Genomic DNA, 22351 nt, shown 5'->3' with positions numbered 1-22351 from the left:
GCGTGCACCGCGTTGTGTGTTGAGTCAACGTCGGGCCGGAACGAGGGCCAGACCGACGGCGTCGCACGTCCCGCCGCGGAGTGGCCGGACGCCCAGAACGTGGCCGGGCCCCCCAATCTCATTCCGTCTGAATCGAAGCTCTCGCGAGGAGAAGGACATGCTTCGTTCCTGGCTGTTTGTCTCGCTGGCCATTCTCTGCGGATGCGGACCAGCCCCTTCGGCGTCGCTCCTGACACAGCGGGAGCTTTCGACGGTCGAACGATCGGAAGCCCGGGAGCTGATCGAGTCCCTCCTCGCGACCGACTACCAGCGGGACTTTGTCGGGAAGACGACCGCGGACTTCTCGAGACTGTTCGAGCTCGCCGAGACCGTCCATGCCATCCACGACGGACGACGCACCTATCGCTACCGGATGCACGAGCCGACTCGCTCCTATGAGGGGATGACCGACTTCTGGGTCGTCACCGACGGCGGCCGGCCGGCGCCCGCCGCGCGCGCCTCGAGCGAGACCATTCTGGAGGTGGGGATCAGCGTCTCGGGCGACTGACTCCTGCGGGCTCCCGCGCTTGAGCCGGTGCTCTCTGGCCTGACTGCCCCCGTCTCCATCTGGCGGCAACCGGGGCGCAGCGTCTATCGTGACGTCACCCTTCTCTCCACGTCACGCTGCGGGATGCCGACGACATGGCCCGGATCGTTTCGCTCCTCGTCCTCCTGTTCCTGATCGTGATCCTCGGGATCACGTTCTTCCAGGTCATCGCCCCCTTCCTGCTGCAACTCTTCCTGGCCACCATCGCGGCGATCATGTCCCAGCCGCTCGTCCGCTACTTCGCCTCCAAGTGGCCCACACATCCCCGCGTCGTCGCCGGCATCACCACGGGAACCGTCCTCTCGATCGTGATGATCCCCCTGATGATCGGGACGATCGTCGCCGCGCTACAGCTCTTCGCCTTCGCTCAGGACGTCACCAGCGACGACCAGTGGGCCCGTTTCTTCAACCGCATCCGCACAGAGGCGGTGGCCCAGACGGAGACGGTCTTCGAACGGGTTACCCGGCTCGCCAACCAGATCCTCCCTCCTGATCGGCGGCAGACGCCGGAAGAAGTCCAGGCCCAGGTGAAAGCCATGGTCCGCGACAACCTCACCGAAATCGGGACCCGCTCGCTCAACGTCGCCGGACAGGCGCTCGGCACCGCGGCCGGCACGACCGCCGGCATCGCGGCGCTCGCCGTCGCCACCGCGGTCTCGATGGCGACGAGCCTGTTCATCTTCTCAGTCGCGCTCTACTACTTTCTGGCGGACGGCCGGGCCCTGCTCAACGCCGCCGAGACGATGATTCCGGTCCCGGCCGACTACCAGCGGCACATGCTGAAAGAGTTCGCCGGGGCGGTCCGGGCGGTCGTTTCCGCGACCTTCCTGGCGGCCCTCGCGCAGGGGATCGCCCTCACGATCGGCCTGTGGTTCTTCGGGTTCTCCCACCTGGCGCTGTTCCTCGTCGCGGCGACGCTGGCCGCGCTGATTCCGTTCGTCGGCACATCGCTCGTCTGGGTTCCGTGCGCCATCAGCCTGGTCGTCGCAGGCAGCTGGGGCAATGCGGTCGGCCTGGCCCTGTGGAGCATCGCCGTCGTTGGAACGCTCGACAACGTGGTCCGGACCTACGCCCTCAACAACGAGACCAAGCTCCACCCGCTGCTGGCCCTGATCTGCGTCCTCGGAGGGCTCGAGGTCATGGGCCTGTGGGGCGTGTTCATCGGGCCGATCGTCGCCTCCTGCCTGCACGCCCTGATCGAGATCTTCAACAAGGAACTCGTCCAGCTGACGCAGGAGCGAACGCCCGCCATTGCCGCCGGTCCGACCGCGACGCTCTCGCCCGACTCGACAATGCCCGCTCCCGTGCCGGCCGCTCCGGCCCCCGCCCCTACCGCCGGTGCGCCGCCGGCCTCTCCCGCGTGACGACGGCTCCGCCGTCCGCGGCATGGTCCCCTGCGCAGCCGGGACTCAACGCGGATCACTGAAGGCAGACGGCGGATCGCTCGCGGACAGCCGAGCTCTCTCGGGCAAGCGCAATAAAAAACCTCCCGGCTCAGCACCGGGAGGCATGTTTTCGAGCATCCGTCGACGGTCAGGACAGACGGGCCGCCACTCCACTAGACCGGCCGAACGATCGAAGCCCGCGCTCCCTTCGGGCCCTGTTCGGATTCGAACTCGACGTTCTGGCCTTCGTACAGGGATTCAAAGTCCGATTCCTTGACGGCCGACACGTGGAAGAACAGGTCCTTACCCCGCTCGGCGCCCGCGATGAATCCGAAGCCCTTGTCCGCGACAATTTTCTTGATCGTACCACGCTGCATGGCAGCCCTTCCTCAAAGACGTGAAACTTGACATGAAGAGGTCTGCCGCCGCCGAGCACTTTGCACTTTCCACTGCAGGGCCAACATGCCGGAGCACTTTGACCCGCATAACCCGCTGACAATACTCACCGTCGCAACGCCGCTTCAAAGGGAACGACCCGAACGGGTCCGGATTGAAAGCGTCGACTGCTTAGACCGTCTGGAGAGGACTGAGAGGGGTCGGTCCGAACATCGATTGCCAAGGCAAAAATACGTACGACCTCTGACTTGAACAGAAAAGTAACGTCCGATGTTTGCGATTGCTATCTCAAACCACGCTCTCGCCTGCATTTCCGCTGCCCGCGCGACGCGGAGATCGCTTCGCACGCTAAGGGTCAACAGCCCGTCCGAGGCGACTCCGAATGGCGTGGCCTCCGGAGACGGACGGGCTAGGAGCCGCTCTAGAGACGCGACCACGCCGACCGTCTTTTGATCGTTAGCTGACGGATCGGTTAGCGGGTAACGAGCGGCAAAGCGGCTGCCGCGCTAGTCGACAAAGCCCATCTTTTCCTGAACCGCATCGGACGGAACTCCTGACGCCTCCAAGGCCGCGAGCAAGTCGGCCTTCGCGCCGGCCTGGGCGTTCTTCCGCCGCAGGATCCGGACGCGGACCCCCTGGTCGTCCCCCTGTTTCTCCCCCGCCAGCTTGCGGATCTCGTCCAGCGAAGTGGGCGTCGTTTCCCCCGCCGCCCCCATCAGCGCGTACCCCGCACCATCGATGACGACCGTCAGCGGGTGGCCGGGAGCCGGGAGGGACGCAGAACTGACTGACGCGTCAGTCGGTCCCGCGATCGTCGGCATGTTGGCTGGCTCTCCCAACGCGACCCGTTGCGCGTTCGGATCGCGAACCTCCGCGACCTGCTCGGTGCCATCCCCCGTTCCGATTCCGGTCCCGGTGCTGGGACCTCCCGGCCCGAACCCGCGGAACAGGTTCCCCAGCCAGAAGCCGACGAACAGCAGTCCCGCCACAACGATCGGTGTCCGGGCATTCTTCATGGAAGGGGACTCGCAGGGAGGCAATCACAGGGGTCTCCCGCCGTTGTCGCAAGAACGGTACCGGGTGTCCAGAAGAATTTCCGGCGGCCACCCGCCCCACGATTCAGGAGGCCCGCCGCTCCGGCCTCTCGGCGCTTCTGTTCCCTCTGATCTCTGTGCTTCCAGTGCCGCTGCCGCAGAGGTTTGAAACACAGAGGACGCAGAGAGGCGCAGAGGAAAATGCGGAGAGACGGAACCGCGACTTTCAGCGGAGATCGAGGAGGATCTTGCCGCCCGATCGTTCTGCCTGCTGGAGAGCCGTCTGAACGTCGGCCAGCGGATGAGTCGCAGTGACCTGAGTCTCGAAGACTTTCTCTTGATGGAAGCGCCGCATCTCGCGGATCAGGGCGATCTTGGCGGGGAGCGACTTCCGTTCCATCCACGGCCCGAGCCAGAAGCCTTCGACACGGCGGTCCCCCGCGATCAGCGAGCGGGACGGGATCGCAAGCGGTCGGGAGTCGAGGCTGCCGTACGCCACGAACAGGCCCCCCTCTCCCAGAAGGGAAAAGACCGTCGATCCCAGCGGTCCCCCCACCGGGTCGATCGCCGCGCGGAGAGGCGCCTTCCCGACCTGAGCCTCGATCTGAGATCGGAGCGATTCCGGATCCGCGGTCTCCGCATCGTGGACGAGGCAGACATCCCCCCCGAGCGACCGCAGGGGGTCGATCTGCTCCGGCCGCCGAACCAGGTTGATCGTCCGAAACCCCGCCGCCTTGCCGAGGCGGATCACCATCCGCCCGACCTGAGAGTTGGCGGCGGTCTGAACCACCCACTCCCCGGCGCGGAGCATATGAACGTGACGGGTCAGCGCCAGCGCGGTCGCCGGGTTGATGAAGAAGGTCGCGGCCTGTTCGTCCGACAGTCCGGCGGGGATCGGAATGACGCGCCGTGCGGGGACGATGACCTCTTCCGCCCAGGTCCCTGAGCCCGCCGCCAGCACGCAGACTCTCCGTCCTTTCAGGAAGCGTCCGAGCAGCCCGCGAGCCTCGACGACGGTCCCCACTCCTTCAAAGCCGGGGACGGCCGGCCACCGCTCGGGGGCCTTGCCGTACGTCCCGGCGATATAGAGTCGGTCGGAGGGATGGATGGGCGCAAACTTCATCCGGACCCGCACGTGTCCCGGTGGCAGGGGTTCGGAGGGAAGTTCGCGGAGGGAGAGCGTCCCTCCCTGCGTCCCGGGCTTGTCGAATACGGCGGCTCTCATGCCGGGGAGCATTTCAGATTCTGCGCGGGTTGTCACACGTCCGCGGTCACCCGCGCCGGCAGGGGAACATCCGTCGAAGCCTCCACCCCACCGGGTCCAGGGGCACCCTGGTGGGGGATGCAAGGGGGCGACGCCCTCTTGCCCGCCGGAGGCCTGGCCGTCGAAAGATGTCTGAAGGAGGGCGTGTCCAGACGCGGACATGGTGTCGGATGCCCCCTCACCAACACGCGCGGATTCCAAAGCGAGCGGTGTGATGTGAGGGAGTCCTCAACGCCGGTACCACAAAGGGGATGTCCGTTGTGTCCCACGGTTCCTCATGGAAGCGCCTCCGGCGGCAAGGGGGCGTGGCCCCCTTGACCCCAGGCTGCCGTCGCACGTTGGGTTTGAGCTATGGACGCTATCCCGGCAACGACACGATTCGCGTCAGCGGAATGAGCCATCCTTCCTACCTTCACCGGCCCCCCATCCAGCCGCCGTACCTGCCACCGGATTCCCCTCGGCGCAAGCCCGCCAATCGGCAGAGGAGGCCCGGTCGGATGAAACTCATCTTGTCCGCCCGCACAAATTTCGGCTACACACCCTCGACCTATCAGAAATCGCGAATCTCCGTCGCCCGATTTCGATCGATCCGCCCTCGGCGGCCCTTCCGAAATCCGACCGTTTCCCTCCTCGCGATGTCCGATTCCCACCTCCCCTTCGTTCCGGCATGACGCCGGGACAAACCCAAAGAACTCCATGGACGGCGTTCGACCCCGATCAAGTCGGTCGACTGACCACCGCCTGCTGCGGTGCGTGCTGGTCGTCGCCTGGTGCGCGGCCGCTTCCGTCGTCGCGGCCGAACCTCCCGAACGCCGCCAGCGTTCGGTCCTGGCCCGGCCCCCCGTGATTCAGGCGAGTGGAACGGACGAGGACATCACCGACGCGAGCCTCGAAAAGCCGCTCGCCGACGTGGTGATCGAAGGAAACACGACGATCCAGCCCCACGCGATCCAGTCCCGGATCAAGTGCCGCAAAGGACGGCCCGTCACACGGCAGGAGATTCAGGACGACGTCGCCTCGCTGCTCGACACGCACTGGTTCTACAACGTCAAGCCGGTCCTCCAGATGACCGACGACGGCCCCGTGCTGATCTACCGCCTCCGCGAACGCCCCATGGTGCGGAGCGTGGAGTTCAAGGGAAACAAGAAGGTCAAGACGTCGGAGCTTCAGGCCCACGTCGGGATCTCGGTCGGCCACGGATTCGACGTCTCGGCCAACCGCCAGGCGGTCTCGCGGATCAAGAGCCTCTACCGCGAGAAGGGCTACTTCTACGCCGAAGTCGACCTCGAAAAGGGGGGAAGCCAGGACGATCGCGAAGTCTCCTTCGTGATCCAGGAAGGCCCCAAGGTCCGGGTGTGGTGGGTCCGCTTCGAAGGGAACAAGGCGATCAGCGACTCCGTCCTCAAGACGAAGCTGGCGACCAAGAACGTCATCCTCTGGTACATCGGCGGGGACTACGACCCGGAGAAGATCCGGAACGACGTCTACACGCTCACCGAGTACTACCACAACCTCGGCTACTTCGACGTCAAGATCGAGCACAAGGAAGAGGAGTCCGACGACCGGGCCTGGGTCACGGTCGTCTTCAAGGTCGAAGAGGGGATCCAGTACAAGGTCCGGAACATCGACCTTGTCGGCCACGACGTCCTGAGCCGCAACAAACTCTGGGGCAAGCCCAAGCTCAAGCCGGGCGACGCGTTCAACGCCCGCCTGATGGGGCTCGACGTCAAGCACATGAAGGACCAGTACGACGAACTGGGCCGCCTGTTCGCCAAGGTCGACCCGATCCCGCGGTTCCTCGACACGCCCGGCGAGCTCGACCTCGTCTACGAAATCGATGAGGACAAGCCGTACCTCGTCGGCAGCGTCAACGCCCACATCCGGGGCGACCACCCGCACACCCGCGAGGACGTCCTCCTCAACAACGTCGCCCGCTGGGCCAAGCCGGGTGAACTGGCCAACGGCCGCAAGCTGCGGATGGCCCAGGCCCGCATCATGGGCTCGAATCTGTGGGACCAGCAGGAGTCCCCGACGTTCAACATCGTCCGCGTCGAAGGGCGGGAGTACCTCTCCACCCAGATCGCCCGCGCCCAGAACTCCGTCGACGACGTCTTCGCGGACGCCGCGGAGGAAGAAGGCCCCCTCTCCGGTCACAGCATGGCCCCGGAATCACCGGCCCGCCACACGCCGCGGGATGTCCGCTACGACTACCTTCCGCCCCTCTGGGAGCGGAGCAGCGGCCCCAACACCTTCGAAGCGAACGTCGACATTCCGGCGGCCCCTGCGGATGAGGAACCGGCCGGCAAGGCGACCTACGCCGATCCGGTCGAGCAGGAAGTCGCCCGCCCGGCGATGGCGCCTGCCCGGCCCGCCGCGCTCCTGACCCCCGAAGAACGGAACGCGTCCACGGGACGCGTTCCCCGTCCGGTCGGCAACCAGATGCTGGCCGCCACCGAGGCGCCGGCCCGCTGGGGTCGTCCGGAGGGTTCCGCGGCCATCGAGCCGGAGTACCACGAGGTCGATCCGACGGCCCTCTTCGAGAACGGCATCGGCGAGGATCCGGTCGGCCCGATCATCCGCGCCCAATCGGACGATGTCGTCCGCGGCCAGAGCATCGATCACTACGGCAATCCGGTCCCGCAGGATCCGATCACCTCGGTCTCGCCGCAGGGGAATCCGTTCGGCAGTGCGCTCCGCGCTCCGCAGGAGCCGGGATTCGTCGACGTGAATGTGGACGTTACGGAAGGCCGCACCGGCCGCCTGATGTTCGGCGTGGGCGTCAACAGCAACGCGGGGATCGTCGGCTCGTTCGTCCTGCAGGAAGACAACTTCGACCTGCTCCGTCCGCCGACGAGCTGGTCGGACATCATTAACGGCTACGCCTTCCGCGGAGCCGGCCAGAGTTTCCGGTTGGAAGCCCAGCCCGGAACCCAGGTCAGCCGCTATATGGCGACCTGGACCGACCCGTTCTTCCTGCGGACCGACTTCAGCCTGAGCACGAGCGGTTTCTACTACAGCCGGTTCTACGACGAGTGGAGCGAAGAGCGGCTCGGGGGCCGGGTCGGCCTCGGCTACCTCCTGAACGAGTACTGGTCCGCCGGGGCGAGCGTCCGGCTGGAGAACGTCAACATCCTGCCGCAGGGAGCGACCCCGCCGGCCGACCTGCAGAAGGTCCGCGGCGACAACTTCCTGTCGAGCGCGGTCTTCACCCTGACCCGCGATACCCGCGACAACGCCTTCATTCCCTCCTCGGGAAACCTGATCGAAGGTTCGTACGAGCAGGCGTTCGGCGATTTCAACTACTCGCGGTTCGAACTGACCGGCAGCCAGCTGTTCACGGTCCGCCAGCGTCCGGACGGGTTCGGCAAGCACATCGTCCACTTCCAGGGCCAGGTCGGGTGGACGGGTGACGACACTCCGATCTTCGAGCGGTTCTATGCCGGGGGTTACTCCTCGTTCCGCGGCTTCGCGTTCCGCGGGGTTTCGCCGGTCGACAATGGTTACCGTGTCGGGGGCAACTTCATGATGCTCGGCACGGCGGAGTACCTCGTGCCGATCACGGCGAGCGACTCGGTCCGGGTCATCGCCTTCACGGACTTTGGTACGATCGAGCCGAATGCTCAGATCAACGATTTCCGTGTGACGGCCGGTTTTGGTTTCCGGCTGACGATTCCGGCGATGGGTCCGGCACCGCTGGCGTTCGACTTTGCTTGGCCGCTGATGCAGAAGCAGACGGACCAGGAGCGGGTGTTCAGCTTCACGGTGGGCTTCACGCGGTAAGCGTGCACTTCTCACCGCCCCCCGCGTCATCGGCCAAGAACCGGGTCCAGGGGCACCCTGGTGGGGGATGCAAGGGGGCAACGCCCCTTTGCCCGCCGGAGGCCCGTCTCGTAGAGCTCTTTCTGAAGGAGCACTTGTCCAAGCGCGGACAACGTGCCGTATGCCTCCCACCTCGACACGCGGGGATTGCAAAGCCAGCGGTCTGATGTGAGGGAGTCCTCAACGCTGGGGCCACAAAGCGGACACCCGTTGTGTGCCACGGCTCCTCACAGAAGCGCCTCCGGCGGCAAGGGGTGACCCCCTTGACCCCGGCTGCCATGGCACGTTGGGTTTGAGCTATCAGAGTCTTGCTGGCGAGGACGCGTTCGAGTGAACGCCGCTTGCCTCACCGAAACACCGACGAGCGATCAATCGCCCGCGTCGCAATCACCGGCGAAGTCCCCGGCCGCACATTCGACTCCTCCGCCTCCGGCACCACCGTCGGCGGCAACAGATGCACCAGCCGCGGCCGGAACACCACCATCAGCAACAGCGGCAAATACCAGAGGATGAACACGCCCCCCTGCCGCGGATACCAGAACTGCGTCCCCACAATCACCAGCGTCGAGTGAGCAATCAGCAGCTCCAGATTCCGCTTCATCGGCCAGATCGTCAGCCCCAGCAGCATCACCGCATAAGCCGCAATCACCGGAATCCGGTACACCGACAGATACTCGGTCTCCTTCCAGAACCCCTCCGCAATGCCGTCCCCTCGGAAGGCAATCGACGCCAGATCGATCGTCCCCAGCGTCTTCCGGATCAGAGCCGAAGCATCGCTCGACGTCAGAGCGAGACACCCCACCATGACGAGCGCCACAACCGCCAGGGCTCCGCTAAACCGCACAAACCCCTTGCGGCCGTAAAAGGCGATCCAAAGCGGAAGCAGGAACACCGGGAAGAACATCGTCCCGCACGCCAGCCCCATCAAGATCCCGGAAACGATCGGATTCCGGTAACAGACGATCGCCCACACGATGAGGGCCGAGGGAAGCACCTGGTTGAACTCGCCCACGCGGAACGCGGTACAGGGGAGAAGCAGGTACAGCGTCGCCATCGCCAGGCCAAGCTGGGCATCTCCAAACAGCCGTTTCCCGGCCATCAGCAGCCCGGTCACAACCGCGGCGTGTGCCAGGACCGACAGCACGCGAGCCGCCAGATCCTCAAAGACGATCCCGACGGGCGCGGCAATGAGCGTCGCGGCGGGACCGACGACCGGCTCGTCGACAGCGCCGTGCTCCGGCACCGGAGTCGACTGCCGCTTCACCATCGCCTCTGCTTCGACAACCGTCGCCTGCGTCGACACCGGCAGGGTCTCTTTCACCGCCTGGGCCGTCAGGAAAGCGGCCGCGGAAACGCACAGAAACGCCAGTCCCCCGGCATTGAGGTTCGGGGCCAGCAGCGGACGGCGGAACGGAAACTGGTCCGCCAGAAGCCGCACCACGTACATGCCGCTCACGCTGAACAGCCACACATACCCGAGCGGGCGGGCGACGTCATTTCCTGAATCGACGAGCAGCAGCCCCGGCGTGAAACTGAGCAGGAGCAGCAGGTCGACGTTTCTCAGGGACCACAGACGATTGAAGCGAAAGAAGACCGCCAGGATCAGCAGCGTGGACAAATAGAACCACGTCGCCGGATTGACGGCGTAGCCTTGCAGCAAGATCTCCATTTAGGACCCACTCCCCTGAACGAACGAGCGCGCGATAGGCGAACGTTCTCCGTCCGTGCATGATGATCGCGCCCGTTCCGGCACCCCATCACAGCGCATCCACGCCGTCTGCACCAGCGGCGATGGAGGCCAACTCCATTTCCACCGAAAACATCAATGGCCTTCGGGATCCCCGGGAAGCTCTGACCCAACCCGGCTTCGCGACGCCTCCAGACCCCTCCGGAAACGCCCCGTACCCCAAAACGGTTCATGACACGCTAGCAACCCGCCATGCCGTTTCCAAGTAAATTGCGGGAAAGGGACACTCCACAGTGAAAGCGTGTCCACCACACAGGCTGGCGAAGGTTTGGCGCCTCTGACGACGTGAGGAAAGCCGGTCGACCCGTTTCGGCCTCCCCGGACGGCCGCCGGACGACTCCGGATCCCCGGCGGGAGATTCCGCTTGAAGTCATAGCCGCTCTTCGACTTATACTGCAGTCGCTGCTGAAACACCGGTCTCGGGACGGATTCGATGAACCGCTTGCTGCTGGCTGGACTGGCCCCCATCTGCGTCGTTCTGTGCTACGCGGCCGTCGGCCCGGCCGCGCCTCCGAGCGACGCTTTCTCCGCCCGGCGGGAACAGATGGTCACGGAGTCGGTCGAAGGGGAGGGGATCCGCAACCCCAAGGTCCTGGAGTCGATGCGGTCGGTCGCGCGGCACCTCTTCGTCCGCAATGACCTGCGGAACCTCGCCTACACCGACCAGGCCCTCGACATCGGCTTCAAGCAGACGATCTCTCCGCCGTTCATCGTCGCCTACATGACCGAGGTCCTCGATCCGCAGCCGACCGACAAGGTCCTCGAGATCGGGACGGGAAGCGGCTACCAGGCGGCGGTCCTGTCGAGCCTCGTCGCCGAGGTCTACACGATCGAGATCGTCGAGCCCCTCGGGAAGCGGGCCGCCGCCCTGCTGAAGCAACTCGACTACGACAACGTCCACTGCCGCGTCGGTGACGGTTACGCCGGCTGGGACGAGGCGGCCCCCTTCGACAAGATCATCGTCACCTGCTCCCCGGAGAACGTCCCGCAGCCCCTGGTCGACCAGCTGAAGGAGGGGGGGAAGATGATCATCCCTCTCGGCGAGCGGTATCAGCAGGTGTTTCACCTGCTCGAGAAGAAGGATGGCCAGCTCCTGACGAAGAAACTGCTCCCGACTCTCTTTGTCCCGATGACCGGCCGGTCGGAGGAACTGCGGGAGCAGAAGCCCGACCCGGCGAACCCGAAGATCGTCAACGGCGACTTCGAGGATCTGACCGACGAGGGACTCGCGACCGGCTGGCACTACCAGCGGCGGTCGCGGGTGCTCACCGACTTTCCGGCGACGGGTAAGCGGTATCTCCGGATGGAGGGGACCGAGCTCGGCCGGTCCGCGCACCTGCTGCAGGGGATGGGGATTGACGGATCGGTCGTCGGGGAGCTCGATGTCCGGATGACGCTTAAGATTGAGGGGGTTCGCCCCGGTCCCGATTCTCAGGACCGTCCGGGGTTCGTGATCCATTTCTATGACGGAAAACGGGTGCCTCTCGGGAACGCGGTGATCGGACCGTGGCTGGCGGATGAGACGACGTGGCACGAGGTTGGCCGCAGGATTCCGGTGCCGAAGCAGGCCCGCGAGGCGATCGTGCAGGTCGGTCTGAACGGTGCGATGGGAGCGATGTGTCTCGACAATATTCGGATGACGCCAATCCGCCGCGAACGCTGAGGCGGGTGGAGGCCCTTTCACCGGGTCCAGGGGCACCCTGGTGGGGGATGCAAGGGGGCAACGCCCTCTTGCCCGCCGGAGGCCCTCTCGTCAAGAGATGTCTGAAGGAGTGAGTATCCAGGCGCGGACAACGTGCTGGATGCCCCTCACCAACCCTCGGGGATTTCAAAGCGAGCGGTGAGTCCTCAACGCCGGTGACACAAAGCGGACATCCGTTGTGTCCCACGGTTCCTCACAGGAAGTGCCTCCGGCGGCAAGGGGGCGTGGCCCCCTTGACCCCAGGCTGCCGTCGCCCGTTGGATTTGAGCTACGGGAGCCGTGCCGGCAAGGACATGCTCCGAGACGCCGGGACCTTGAGCGAATCCATCCGCTTCGCCGCGTTTTCACCAAGTCGTCCCCCCGCACGCCTCCACAGCAGCGCTCCGGGACCAACCCCTTCCCCCGGCAGCTCGCAACCGATCGTTGACGGATCGGCTCGTTTCCGGAATCGGCGGTTTGACAGGGTGAGGAACGCCAGTCCGGCCCTCCCCCGGGTCGATCTTCGAAAGGCCTTCCCCGGGCTTCGTTGATGGCGGCTTTTGAAAGATTGTGACAAGACGTGATCGATCACGCTTGCAACCGGCGTCAACGTGATTCACACTAGAGAAGTTGGGAAGCACAATCACCCTCAGGCTTTCGCAGAATGCTGCTGGACCAGCGGCGGGGAAACATTCTCGAGCTGATCGAATCCAAGGGATTTGTCTCCCTTCAGGAGCTCGTCGATCACTTGGGAGTGAGCGAAAGTACGCTTCGGCGGGATCTGGAGCATCTTGACCGAATTGGACAGATTCGGCGCACCCGCGGGGGCGCCGCCTATGTCGGGGAGTCCCTGACCGCGTTTGATGAGCGCCGCCATCGGGCGTCGGTCGAAAAGCAGTCGATCGGACGGGCGGCGGCGGACCTGATCCAGTCGGGGGAGACGATCATCCTCGACGGCGGGACGACAACCCTGGAAGTCGCCCGGAACCTCGCCGGCAAGTCCCTGCAGGTGGTGACGAACTCGCTCCCCATCTGCAACCAGCTCGTCAGCGTGTCGACAATCGAACTGATTTACCTCGGCGGCTACCTCTATCCCAAAACCGGGGTAGCCCTTGGCAGCCTGACGATCGAAGCCCTGAAACAGATCCACGCCCGCCGCGTCGTGATGGGAGTCGGCGGGATTACCGAGGCGGGGTTGTTCAACCAGAACTCCCTCCTCGTCGATACAGAACGGCAGATGCTGGAAGCGGCGGACGAGCTGATCGTCGTCGCGGACAGCGGAAAATTCGGACATTCCGAACTGGTCCACCTCTGTTCCCTCAAGCAGGTGGCCCGGATGGTGGTCGACTCCGGACTGCCGACCGAGTGGCAGACGCGAATCCGGGAGGCGGGGATCGACCTCGTCATCGCCGAATCCGGCTCCCGCGACGCCTGACCGATTCCAACCGGCCCCCTGGTTCCGACCAGCCCCGATTTCAACCAGACCCACAACAGAAGAACGACCCTTTCATGTCGATCGCTCGCTCTGACGTTGAACGCATCGTCCGCGACGTGCTGATGAAGCAGGTTGGCGGGGGCGCGGTCGCCAAGCCGGCCGAGAAGCCGAACCCGCTCGTCGTCAACATCTCCGCCCGGCACTGCCACCTGACGCAGGAGCACGTCGAGATCCTGTTCGGGAAGGGGCACCAGCTCACCGTCAAGAAGTGGCTGTACCAGGAGGGCTACTTCGCCGCCGAAGAAACGGTCGCGATCGTCGGCCCCCGCCGCCGGATGCTCCCGGAAGTCCGCGTCCTCGGCCCCTGCCGCGGCGACTCGCAGGTCGAGCTCGCCTTCACGGACTCGATCTCGCTCGGCCTCGACCTGCCGGTCCGGATCAGCGGCGACATCAAGGGGACCCCGGGGGGGCTCCTGGTCGGCCCCAAGGGGAGCATTCAGCTTCAGTTCGGGATGATCCGCGCCATGCGGCACGTCCACATGGGCCCGGCGGATCTCGCCTGGTTCGGCGTCAAAGGCGGTGACGAGATGCACCTCCGGATCGAATCGCCGGGCTGCACGACGGTCCTCGAAAACGTCCTCGTCCGCGGCGGCGACGACAAGATCCGCCTCGAAGTCCACCTCGACACGGATGAAGGAAACGCGGTCAACCTCGAGAAGGCGACCAAGGTCGACCTGATCAAGCCCGCCGCCTGCGGCTGCAAGCACTGAGACCCGCGGCCCGGCGACCGCCGGCCTGCCACCAGAACACCGAACATTCCGCGGGCGAGGACGCCCGCGTCACGCACCGAACCGGATTCACGTTTCATTCCTTTGAAAGGTCAGCAATGGCGAAGATGGAAGCCCTCGGGATGATCGAGACCAAGGGTCTCATCGCCCTCATCGAAGCAGCGGACGCCGCCCTCAAGGCGGCCAACGTTCAGTTCGTCACCTGGGACAAGATCGGCAGCGGTTTCGTCACCGGGTTCTTCGTCGGTGACGTCGCCGCGGTGAAGGCCGCCGTCGACGCCGGCGCGAGCGCGGCCGGCAAGGTCGGCGACGTCGCCAGCGTCCAGGTCATCGCCCGCCCGCACGACGAGCTCCAGGCGATCCTCCCCAAGGCCAAGGTCAGCAGCCCGACCGGCGCCTGAGCCCGCTTCGGGACGGACCGCTGAGCTCTGCTCGCGGCAGGCCCGAACGACCACCCCCTGATTGCTGACGGCACACGGCCGACGGCAGACCTCAATCCATCTTCCCACTCCGACCACTCCCATGAACGAAGCCATCGGACTCCTCGAAACCAAGGGCCTCATCGCCTCCGTCGAAGCGGCGGACGCGATGCTCAAGTCGGCCAACGTCACCCTCGTCAAGCAGATCAACATCGGCGCCGCCTTCATCACGACCGTGATCAAGGGCGATGTCGGTTCGGTCCGCGCCGCCGTCGACTCGGGCGCCGCCGCCGCCAGCAAGGTGGGCGAGCTCGTCTCGGCCCACGTGATTCCCCGCCCCGAAGCCGGCCTGATGAAGAACTTCATCTAGTCGACTCCGGCGGTGCATCGAACTGACGGCTCCCCTCGGATCCCGGAAGACGCCCCATGAAGGTTCTGGTCGCCAACCTCGGCTCCACCTCGTTCAAGTACCGGCTGTTCGATATGTCGAACGAAGCCCAGCTTGCGCGCGGCGGGATTGAGCGGATCGGCCAGGATGCCGAAGGGTCCTGCTTCGTCGAGATCGCCGGCCGCCGCCAGGAAATGTCCCGACGGATCAAGGACCACGCCGAAGCGGTCGCGATCTGCCTCGAGCAGTTGACCGATCCCGCCACCGGGTGCCTCAAGTCGGTCGACGAAGTGGCCGCCATCGGCTTCAAGGCGGTCTTCGCCGGCAAGTTGAGTGGCGTCCGGATCGTCAACGACGAGCTGCTGGACGCGATGGAGGCCCTGGCCGATGTCGCTCCCGCCCACAACCCGCCCTACGCGCGAGCGATGCGGCAGTTGCGGAAGGCGTTCCCGGCGATGCCCCTGGTCGCCGCCCTCGAAACCGGCTTCCACGAGACGATCCCCGCCGAGTACCGGACCTACGCCATTCCCCACGAATGGCAGGAGCAGTACGGGATTCAGCGGTGGGGGTTCCACGGGGCGAGCCACCGGTTCATTGGCGGGCGAGTCGCCCAGCTCCTCGGTCGGAAGGGCCTCAAGGTCATTTCCTGCCATCTCGGAGGCAGCAACTCGCTGTGCGCGATGCTCGACGGCGTTTCGCAGTCGAACACGCTCGGCATGACTCCGCAGACGGGACTGCCGCACAACAACCGGGTCGGGGATTTCGATCCCTTTGCGATCCCGGTCCTGATGCGGGCCACGGGCAAGACCTTTCCGCAGATCCTGGAAGACCTCTCGAACAAGGGGGGGCTGCTGGGGATGAGCGGAGTGTCCGCCGACGCGCGGGACGTGGAGAAGGCCGCCGCAGAGGGGAATCCCCGGGCTGACCTGGCGCTGAATGTCTTTGCCGCCTCCATCCGGCAGTACATCGGGGCGTATCTCACGGTCCTCAACGGGGCCGATGCGATCGTCTTCACCGGGGGGATCGGGGAGAACAGCCAGCGGATCCGGCGGGACTCGCTCAAGAATCTCGACTTCGCGGGAATTCAGCTCGATCCCGAGCTGAACAAGACCGCCAGGGGAGAAGGCCGGATTTCGGCCGCCGGCAGCAGGACGGAGATCTGGATCGTTCCGACGAACGAAGAGATCGTCGTGGCCCGTCAGTCCGTCGAAGCTGTGAAGGGGAAATAGGCCACGCCATGTTTATCGCCAAGGTGACCGGCAGTCTCGTCTCCACGCAGAAGGTCGACTCGATGAAGGGCCAGAAGCTCTTCGTCGTGGAGCCGATGCGGATCAACGAGAAGTCGAAGTCCGAACTGACGGGGACGGGCCGGACCTTTATCGCCGTCGATGTCGTCGGAGCCGGAGAAGGGGAAACGGTCCTGATCGTGCAGGGATCGAGCGCCCGCTTCTGCGACGAGACCAAGAAACTGCCGGTCGACTGCACGATCATCGGCATCGTCGATGCAGTGAACGTGGGAGACGCGACGATCTTCAAGAACGAGTGATCAGGCCGTTCCATGAGTTCCAGCACACCGGTACGACCGTCGACGCAGGATGCGGTCCGCCTCCTGCAGATCATCACCGTGGCCCTGATTGCCGGGGTGCTGACGTTCGGGACCGTGGTCGTGGTGCTCCTGGGAGCCCTGAACAACGCTCCGCAGGGAGAGTTGCTCAGCCTGATCGGGGCGGGGTTTGCCGCCACCGCCTTCGTGATGCACCTCGTCGTTCCAGAACTGATCGTTCGCCAGACCGTACCGAACCTGAAAGATGACCCCGGGGGCCTGACCCGGTTGTTCGTGACGAAGACGATCGTGGCGAGCGCCCTCCTGGAAGGGGCGGCCATGTTCAACCTCGTCGCCCTGATGCAGGAACACAACTGGTGGTCCCTGCTGATCGTCGGAGGACTCGTCCTCTGGATGGCCAGCCAGATCCCGACCACCACTCGAGTCCACCACTGGCTCGAGACCAAGGAGATGGAGATGCGGGGATAGTCGAAACCACCCGACGACCTCTCCGCCTCCGCCACTGACAACTCAAGACGGAACACTGAAAACCTCGCCATGAACGAAACCGCCATCCGCGCCGTCGTCGAAGAGGTCCTGTCCAAGCTGGGCAAGTCGACCAAGCCGGCGGGAGCCGCTCCCGCTGCTGCCGAGTCGAAGTCGTCGCCCAACGGCATTCCGGTGAAGTCCGGCCCGGCGATCGGCGGCGGTTCCGCTCCCGGCACCCGGTCGACGGGGAACTACGGCGTCTTCCAGAACGTCGATGACGCGGTCGGCGCCGCCAACGACGCCTTCATCCAGCTCAAGAAGAAGACCATCGCCGACCGGGCCAAGATCCTGAACATCGTCAAGACGATGTGCGAGCAGCAGGCGGAAGAGCTCGGCCGCCTCGAATTCGAAGAGACGAAGATCGGCCGCCTCGATCACAAGATCGAGAAGCTCAAGATCATCAAGCTGGTCCCCGGGACCGAGTTCCTCAAGTCGAACACCTACAGCGGCGACCACGGTCTCACGATCGAAGAGTACGCCCCGTTCGGTGTCATCGGGGCGATCACGCCGGTGACCCACTCCCTCCCGACGCTCGCCGGCAACATCGTCAACATGGTGGCGGCCGGGAACACGATGGTGGTCAACCCCCACCCGTCCGGAGCCCGGATCGCCTGCGAAGGGGTCCGCCGCTTCAACAAGGCGTTCGCCGAAGCGATCGGCATCGAGAACATCGTCACGATCATCGAGAAGCCGACGATCGAGTCGGCCGACCAGATCTTCCAGCACCGCGGCGTCCGGATGCTGTGCGTCACCGGCGGTCCAGCGGTCGCCCGGGCGGCTCTCGGAGCCCGCAAGAAGGCGGTCGTCGCCGGTCCGGGGAATCCCCCCGTCGTCGTCGATGAGTCGGCCGACCTGGCTCATGCCGCCCGCTGCATCGTCAGCGGGGCCGCCTACGACAACAACCTCCTCTGCATCGGCGAGAAGGAAGTCTTCGCCGTCCAGTCGATCTTCGACGCCCTGATGGACGAGATGAGCCGCGCCAAGGGGTTCCGGCTCAACGCCCAGCAGATCGAAGCCCTGACGAAGCTTGCCTTCGCCCCGCCGCCGAAGCCCGGCGACCACTGGGTCCTGAACCGCGACTTCATCGGCCGCAACGCGACCTACCTCGCCCAGCAGATCGGCCTCAACGTCCCGAAGGACACGCAGCTCCTCTATGGCGAAACCGACACGAACAACCCGTACGTCAGCGAAGAGCAGATGATGCCCTTCGTCCCGTTCATCCGGGCCAAGGACGCGACGCACGCCATCGAACTCGCTCACGAGTACGAGCACGGCTACCGCCACACGGCGATCATCCACTCCCGCAACGTCCGGAACATGACCACGATGGGCCGGCTGATGGACACGACGCTGTTCGTCAAGAACGGCCCGTCGATGGCCGGCCTGGGACTGGGCGGGGAAGGGTACCTGTCGTTCAGCGTCGCCACGCCGACCGGAGAAGGGGTGACGAATCCGCTCACCTTCTGCCGCGTCCGCCGCTGCTCGCTGGTCGACGAACTGCGGGTGGTCTGAGCCAAGTGATTGGAGGAGGTGCCCGATGCAACTCGCGTCCGTCATCGGCCGGGTCAATTCCACGATCAAGCACTCAGCCCTCAACGGCTGGCGGCTTCTGGTCGTGCAGCCGCTCGACCAGAAGAGCGGTCCGGACGGCGACCCGCAGATTGCGATCGATCACCTCGGAAGCAGTGTCGGCACCAAAGTTGTGATCACCGCGGACGGCTCCGCGGTGCGGGACGTCATGGGACGCCCCGATACGCCGGTCCGGTTCGTGATCATCGGATTGGTGGACGAGTAAGGAAGTCGTCAGTTTTCAGTTGTCAGTCAGAGGCGAGAGTCCAAGCCCTTCATGCTCGACAGCGCTGCCATCGACCGGATCGTCCAGAACGTGCTGAAGCAGATCAGCCCGTCGTCGGTCGCTGCGCCGGTGAAGGCGGTTGCCGCTGTATCCACGCCCGCTGTGACCGGAGCGAAAGCCGCGGCTCCCAAACCGGCACCGATCGTTGTGCCGACTCCGGTCTCCACGTCGTCGGTCGCAATTCTTGACCGGGTGATCACGGGCGATCTGCTGGCCGAGAAGATCAAAGGGCAGAAGGTCCCGCTCGTCATCGGAGCGAAGTCCCTCCTGACGCCGACCGCCCACGACTACATCCGCATTCACCGCCTCGAAGTGACTCGCGCCACCGCGGGTGTGACGACAGGCGAGAAGGGGGCGACTTCGGCGACGGCCCGCTGGAAGCTCGCCATCGTCCGGACTTCGCCCGCTCTCGAAAAGCTGTTCGGCGAACTCGGTGGAGCTTGGTCCCGCGAGCTGCTCGGTTGTCCAGACGATGCCGCCGCGCTCGCGATCAGCGAACTGAGCCGTGGCGCGGTCGATGGCGTCGTGATCGCCGCCACGCAGTCCTACCGGGCCGCCTGCCGGGCCAACCGCCACGAGAAGGTCCGGGCGGCCTACATTACCGAGCCCGCCGGGGTCCGGGCGGCCCGCGACCAGATGCGGCTCAACGCGATCGTCATCGACCCGACCGCCAAGACCTATTTCGAGCTGCGAAACATCATCGCCGCCTTCACCGCCCCTTGGCCCGAATCCAAGAAGTAACGGCCTCCTGAATCCTAAATCCTAACTCCTGAATCCTCCTCCTCCCCCTCCATGCGAATCGCCCAGGTCATCGGCAAAGTGACGCTGAACCGCGTGCATCCCACGCTGAAGGGGTGCTCGTGGAAGGTCGTCGTGCCGCTGACGCGGGCGGGGATCGAAGGGGACGAGGCGGGCCGCGGCGAGCCGATTGTCGCCTATGACGATCTGGGAGCGGGGAACGGACACATGATCGCCCTGAGCGAGTCCGCCGAAGCGGCCGCTCCGTTCACGCCAAACCAGAAGCCGATCGACGCCTACAACGCGGCGATCCTCGACTCGATCAACCTGGCCTGACCGGCCGCCTTCGACCAGACAAGTCAGCAGACAGAACACGCAGCCGGTGACGGCTGTCAGCGCGAGACAACCTGAACCGGAAAGACGGAACCATGTCCTACCACCCGCTCTTCAACAGCGCCGAAGCCAAGTCGATCAAGGAATGGATCTGCGAGGTCGGCCGCCGCGTCTACAACAAGGGCTTCGCCGCCGCGAACGACGGGAATATCTCGTACCGGATCGGTCCGAACGAGGTTCTGTGCAGCCCGACGATGATCTGCAAGGGGTTCATGACCCCGGATGACATCTGCATGGTCGACCTGGACGGCAAGCAGCTTGCCGGCAAGAAGAAGCGGACCAGCGAAATCCTCCTGCACCTGACGATCATGCGGCAGCGGGAAGACGTCAAGGCGGTGGTTCACTGTCACCCGCCCCATGCGACCGCCTTCGCCGTCCGCCGCGAAGCGATCCCGCAGTGCATCCTGCCGGAAATCGAAGTCTTCATGGGGGAAGTCCCGCTCGCTCCTTATGAAACGCCGGGCGCCCAGGGCTTTGCCGACACCGTCAGCCCGTTCCTCAAGGCGACGAACACAATCATCCTCGCCAACCACGGGACGGTCAGCTTCGGCGCCACGCTCGAAGAGGCCTACTGGAAGACCGAGATCCTCGACGCCTACTGCCGGATCCTGATCCTGACGCAGCAGCTCGGCGGGGTGACCTATCTCAACGAGCAGAAGTCCCGCGAGCTCCTCGACCTCAAGAAGCGGCTCGGCTTCGACGACCCGCGGTTCCACAACGAGAACTGCGACCTGTGCAGCAACACCGCCTTCCGCGACGGCTACAAGGAAGGGGAAGCCCCGCAGGTCTCGGCCTTCGCTCCTCCTCCGGTGTATCCGGGCTACCTCCAGACGCCGACCTACCAGACGAACGGCGGCGTGGGCGGGGGCGGCGGCCAGATCAATATGGAAGCGCTCGTTCAGGCGATCACCGAACAGGTCCTGGCGGCCCTCAAGCAGTAGTCCCCTCGATCGTCTGCCGCCTCGCGAACACGTGCGGCCCTCCGGCCCGTCTCACTGAAAACTGACCACTGACGACTGAAAACTCCCCATGAAAGTAGCCATCATCGGCGGCGGCGGACTGGTTGGTTCGTGCGCGGGCTTCGCTCTCCAGACGGGCGGCATCGTCCGCGACATCGCCCTCATCGACGTCAACCAGGACCTGGCGGACGGGCAGGCGCTCGACCTGCTGCACGGCGCACCGCTGCTGCACGATCAGCGGATCTATGGCGGAACGACGGAGCAGGTGAAGGATGCGGACGTGATCTGCATCACCGCCGGCCTCCGCCGCAAGCCGGATGAGAGCCGCCTGGACCTCATCAACCGGAACGTGGCCCTCTTCCGCAGCCTGCTGGCGGACGTCAAGAAGGTCGGCCACAAGAAGGACGTCATCATCTTCGTGGTGTCGAACCCTGTCGACATCCTGACGTACCTCGCCGCCCGCGAGCTCGGCCTCCCGGCCCAGCAGGTAATCGGCCTCGGGACGGTTCTCGACACGACCCGTTTCCGGGCGCTCCTGGCTCAGAAGCTCGACGTGCCGCCGACGCAGGTGCAGGTGATGATGCTTGGCGAGCACGGGGACAGCATGGTCGCCCTGTGGTCTGCCGCCCAGATCGCCGGTCTTCCGCTCGATAAGTGGCCCGGCGTCGATCAGGCCGCCTTGCTCGAAATCGAAAAGCGGGCTCGGACCTCGGGCGCGGAGATGATCAAGAAGAAGGCGGGGGCGGGTTTCGCGGTCGGTGTGTCGATCGCCGACGTGATCCACGACATTGCTCTCGACAGCCACCGCATTCAGCCGGTTTCGACGCTGCAGAACGGGGCGTACGGCCTGTTCGACGTGGCGATCTCGGTGCCGACGGTTGTCGGCCGCAAGGGGGCGCTGCAGCACATCGAGATCGACATGTGGCCGAAGGAGAAGACTGCTCTCCAGAAGTCGGGTGCGGTTCTCCGCGAGACAATCGAGAAGGTTCTGTAAGGCCGCGCCGGGTTGCTTCCACTTCTGATGTGACTCACAGAACCGGGTCCAGGGGCACCCTGGTGGGGGATGCAAGGGGGCAACGCCCTCTTGCCCGCCGGAGGCCTGGCCGTCGAGAGATGTCTGAAGGAGCACGTGTCCAAACGCGGACACCGTGCCGGATGGCCCCGCACCAACCCGCGGGGACTGCAAAGCCAGCGGTGGGGTTTGAGGGAGTCCTCATAGCGGGTACCACAAAACGGACGTCCGTTGCGTACCGCGGTTCCTCATAGAAGCGCCTCCGGCGGCAAGGGGGCGTGGCCCCCTTGACCCCAGCGTGCCGTGGCACCTTGGGTTTGAGCTATCAGAGTCGTGCCGGCAAGGACGTGGTTCGGGGCA

Annotated in this window: 21 protein-coding genes; 17 read left to right on the top strand and 4 right to left on the bottom strand. The window is 65.1% G+C overall.

Annotated features, from left to right (window positions below; translation table 11 throughout):
* The first annotated feature begins 157 nt into the window (after window positions 1-157).
* A complete protein-coding gene (locus VT03_RS29875) occupies window positions 158-547 on the top strand; it encodes a hypothetical protein (RefSeq protein WP_075096384.1) in 390 nt (129 codons plus the stop codon).
* Window positions 548-681: 134 nt separating this feature from the next.
* Window positions 682-1950 carry an AI-2E family transporter gene (locus tag VT03_RS29870; RefSeq protein WP_075096383.1) on the top strand — a complete coding sequence of 423 codons (1269 nt, stop codon included), beginning with the start codon at window positions 682-684 and terminating at the stop codon, window positions 1948-1950.
* A gap of 194 nt (window positions 1951-2144) precedes the next feature.
* Here the strand turns inward: VT03_RS29870 and VT03_RS29865 are convergent, their stop codons facing one another.
* The 3 genes from VT03_RS29865 to VT03_RS29855 all read right to left on the bottom strand — a co-directional run bounded on the left by VT03_RS29865 (window position 2145) and on the right by VT03_RS29855 (window position 4626).
* The gene (locus VT03_RS29865; RefSeq protein ID WP_075096382.1) at window positions 2145-2348 is read right to left on the bottom strand and encodes a cold-shock protein; all 204 of its coding nucleotides are present in this window, start codon (window positions 2346-2348) and stop codon (window positions 2145-2147) included.
* Window positions 2349-2873: 525 nt separating this feature from the next.
* Entirely contained in the window at window positions 2874-3383 is a 510-nt protein-coding gene (locus VT03_RS29860) for a hypothetical protein (RefSeq protein ID WP_075096381.1), read from the bottom strand.
* Between the two features lie 244 nt (window positions 3384-3627).
* Complete coding sequence (locus tag VT03_RS29855; protein ID WP_075096380.1) at window positions 3628-4626, bottom strand: zinc-dependent alcohol dehydrogenase family protein; 999 nt, start codon at window positions 4624-4626, stop codon at window positions 3628-3630.
* A gap of 735 nt (window positions 4627-5361) precedes the next feature.
* Between VT03_RS29855 and VT03_RS33000 the strand changes: the two genes are divergently transcribed.
* Window positions 5362-8445, top strand: a complete 3084-nt coding sequence (locus tag VT03_RS33000; RefSeq protein ID WP_082846638.1) for an outer membrane protein assembly factor — start codon at window positions 5362-5364, stop codon at window positions 8443-8445.
* A 385-nt stretch (window positions 8446-8830) separates the two neighbouring features.
* Here VT03_RS33000 and VT03_RS29830 read toward each other — a convergent pair whose 3' ends face one another.
* Complete coding sequence (locus VT03_RS29830; RefSeq protein ID WP_075096379.1) at window positions 8831-10153, bottom strand: hypothetical protein; 1323 nt, start codon at window positions 10151-10153, stop codon at window positions 8831-8833.
* Window positions 10154-10664: 511 nt separating this feature from the next.
* On the opposite strand from VT03_RS29830, the gene VT03_RS29825 reads away from it, so the two are divergent.
* From VT03_RS29825 to VT03_RS29760, 14 genes are all read left to right on the top strand, one after another.
* Window positions 10665-11894: a protein-L-isoaspartate(D-aspartate) O-methyltransferase gene (locus VT03_RS29825; RefSeq protein ID WP_075096378.1), complete on the top strand. Its 1230-nt coding sequence runs from the start codon at window positions 10665-10667 to the stop codon at window positions 11892-11894.
* A gap of 682 nt (window positions 11895-12576) precedes the next feature.
* Window positions 12577-13347: a DeoR/GlpR family DNA-binding transcription regulator gene (locus tag VT03_RS29820; RefSeq protein ID WP_075096377.1), complete on the top strand. Its 771-nt coding sequence runs from the start codon at window positions 12577-12579 to the stop codon at window positions 13345-13347.
* Between the two features lie 74 nt (window positions 13348-13421).
* Complete coding sequence (gene pduL / locus VT03_RS29815; RefSeq protein WP_075096376.1) at window positions 13422-14117, top strand: phosphate propanoyltransferase; 696 nt, start codon at window positions 13422-13424, stop codon at window positions 14115-14117.
* A gap of 116 nt (window positions 14118-14233) precedes the next feature.
* Window positions 14234-14536 (top strand): BMC domain-containing protein, encoded by a 303-nt coding sequence (locus VT03_RS29810; RefSeq protein ID WP_075096375.1) that lies wholly within the window; start codon window positions 14234-14236, stop codon window positions 14534-14536.
* Between the two features lie 121 nt (window positions 14537-14657).
* Window positions 14658-14924 carry a BMC domain-containing protein gene (locus VT03_RS29805; protein ID WP_075096374.1) on the top strand — a complete coding sequence of 89 codons (267 nt, stop codon included), beginning with the start codon at window positions 14658-14660 and terminating at the stop codon, window positions 14922-14924.
* A 56-nt stretch (window positions 14925-14980) separates the two neighbouring features.
* Window positions 14981-16171 (top strand): acetate/propionate family kinase, encoded by a 1191-nt coding sequence (locus VT03_RS29800; protein ID WP_075096373.1) that lies wholly within the window; start codon window positions 14981-14983, stop codon window positions 16169-16171.
* An 8-nt stretch (window positions 16172-16179) separates the two neighbouring features.
* On the top strand, window positions 16180-16488 hold the full coding sequence (locus tag VT03_RS29795; RefSeq protein ID WP_075096372.1) for a EutN/CcmL family microcompartment protein: 309 nt from the start codon (window positions 16180-16182) through the stop codon (window positions 16486-16488).
* Between the two features lie 12 nt (window positions 16489-16500).
* Window positions 16501-16974, top strand: coding sequence for a hypothetical protein (locus tag VT03_RS29790; RefSeq protein WP_075096371.1), 474 nt, complete (start codon window positions 16501-16503; stop codon window positions 16972-16974).
* A 69-nt stretch (window positions 16975-17043) separates the two neighbouring features.
* Window positions 17044-18546 carry an aldehyde dehydrogenase family protein gene (locus VT03_RS29785; RefSeq protein ID WP_075096370.1) on the top strand — a complete coding sequence of 501 codons (1503 nt, stop codon included), beginning with the start codon at window positions 17044-17046 and terminating at the stop codon, window positions 18544-18546.
* Between the two features lie 25 nt (window positions 18547-18571).
* Window positions 18572-18829 (top strand): EutN/CcmL family microcompartment protein, encoded by a 258-nt coding sequence (locus VT03_RS29780; protein ID WP_075096369.1) that lies wholly within the window; start codon window positions 18572-18574, stop codon window positions 18827-18829.
* Window positions 18830-18880: 51 nt separating this feature from the next.
* Complete coding sequence (locus VT03_RS29775; protein WP_075096368.1) at window positions 18881-19630, top strand: hypothetical protein; 750 nt, start codon at window positions 18881-18883, stop codon at window positions 19628-19630.
* 51 nt (window positions 19631-19681) lie between these two features.
* A complete protein-coding gene (locus VT03_RS29770; RefSeq protein ID WP_075096367.1) occupies window positions 19682-19963 on the top strand; it encodes a EutN/CcmL family microcompartment protein in 282 nt (93 codons plus the stop codon).
* 92 nt (window positions 19964-20055) lie between these two features.
* On the top strand, window positions 20056-20961 hold the full coding sequence (locus VT03_RS29765; RefSeq protein WP_075096366.1) for a class II aldolase/adducin family protein: 906 nt from the start codon (window positions 20056-20058) through the stop codon (window positions 20959-20961).
* 88 nt (window positions 20962-21049) lie between these two features.
* A complete protein-coding gene (locus VT03_RS29760; RefSeq protein WP_075096365.1) occupies window positions 21050-21973 on the top strand; it encodes a malate dehydrogenase in 924 nt (307 codons plus the stop codon).
* Window positions 21974-22351 lie beyond the last annotated feature (378 nt).

It is taken from the genome of Planctomyces sp. SH-PL14 (genome assembly GCF_001610835.1).
Lineage (GTDB): Bacteria > Planctomycetota > Planctomycetia > Planctomycetales > Planctomycetaceae > Planctomyces_A.
Note: the sequence above shows the minus strand (reverse complement) of the source record. Positions and strands in the feature narration are given on the sequence as shown.

Excerpts from the sequence above, each read along its gene's own strand:
- VT03_RS29875 (WP_075096384.1), top strand. The coding sequence starts at position 158 with ATGCTTCGTTCCTGGCTGTTTGTCTCGCTGGCCATTCTCTGCGGATGC.
- VT03_RS29870 (WP_075096383.1), top strand. The coding sequence starts at position 682 with ATGGCCCGGATCGTTTCGCTCCTCGTCCTCCTGTTCCTGATCGTGATC.
- VT03_RS29865 (WP_075096382.1), bottom strand. The coding sequence starts at position 2,348 with ATGCAGCGTGGTACGATCAAGAAAATTGTCGCGGACAAGGGCTTCGGA.
- VT03_RS29860 (WP_075096381.1), bottom strand. The coding sequence starts at position 3,383 with ATGAAGAATGCCCGGACACCGATCGTTGTGGCGGGACTGCTGTTCGTC.
- VT03_RS29855 (WP_075096380.1), bottom strand. The coding sequence starts at position 4,626 with ATGAGAGCCGCCGTATTCGACAAGCCCGGGACGCAGGGAGGGACGCTC.
- VT03_RS33000 (WP_082846638.1), top strand. The coding sequence starts at position 5,362 with ATGGACGGCGTTCGACCCCGATCAAGTCGGTCGACTGACCACCGCCTG.
- VT03_RS29830 (WP_075096379.1), bottom strand. The coding sequence starts at position 10,153 with ATGGAGATCTTGCTGCAAGGCTACGCCGTCAATCCGGCGACGTGGTTC.
- VT03_RS29825 (WP_075096378.1), top strand. The coding sequence starts at position 10,665 with ATGAACCGCTTGCTGCTGGCTGGACTGGCCCCCATCTGCGTCGTTCTG.
- VT03_RS29820 (WP_075096377.1), top strand. The coding sequence starts at position 12,577 with ATGCTGCTGGACCAGCGGCGGGGAAACATTCTCGAGCTGATCGAATCC.
- pduL (WP_075096376.1), top strand. The coding sequence starts at position 13,422 with ATGTCGATCGCTCGCTCTGACGTTGAACGCATCGTCCGCGACGTGCTG.
- VT03_RS29810 (WP_075096375.1), top strand. The coding sequence starts at position 14,234 with ATGGCGAAGATGGAAGCCCTCGGGATGATCGAGACCAAGGGTCTCATC.
- VT03_RS29805 (WP_075096374.1), top strand. The coding sequence starts at position 14,658 with ATGAACGAAGCCATCGGACTCCTCGAAACCAAGGGCCTCATCGCCTCC.
- VT03_RS29800 (WP_075096373.1), top strand. The coding sequence starts at position 14,981 with ATGAAGGTTCTGGTCGCCAACCTCGGCTCCACCTCGTTCAAGTACCGG.
- VT03_RS29795 (WP_075096372.1), top strand. The coding sequence starts at position 16,180 with ATGTTTATCGCCAAGGTGACCGGCAGTCTCGTCTCCACGCAGAAGGTC.
- VT03_RS29790 (WP_075096371.1), top strand. The coding sequence starts at position 16,501 with ATGAGTTCCAGCACACCGGTACGACCGTCGACGCAGGATGCGGTCCGC.
- VT03_RS29785 (WP_075096370.1), top strand. The coding sequence starts at position 17,044 with ATGAACGAAACCGCCATCCGCGCCGTCGTCGAAGAGGTCCTGTCCAAG.
- VT03_RS29780 (WP_075096369.1), top strand. The coding sequence starts at position 18,572 with ATGCAACTCGCGTCCGTCATCGGCCGGGTCAATTCCACGATCAAGCAC.
- VT03_RS29775 (WP_075096368.1), top strand. The coding sequence starts at position 18,881 with ATGCTCGACAGCGCTGCCATCGACCGGATCGTCCAGAACGTGCTGAAG.
- VT03_RS29770 (WP_075096367.1), top strand. The coding sequence starts at position 19,682 with ATGCGAATCGCCCAGGTCATCGGCAAAGTGACGCTGAACCGCGTGCAT.
- VT03_RS29765 (WP_075096366.1), top strand. The coding sequence starts at position 20,056 with ATGTCCTACCACCCGCTCTTCAACAGCGCCGAAGCCAAGTCGATCAAG.
- VT03_RS29760 (WP_075096365.1), top strand. The coding sequence starts at position 21,050 with ATGAAAGTAGCCATCATCGGCGGCGGCGGACTGGTTGGTTCGTGCGCG.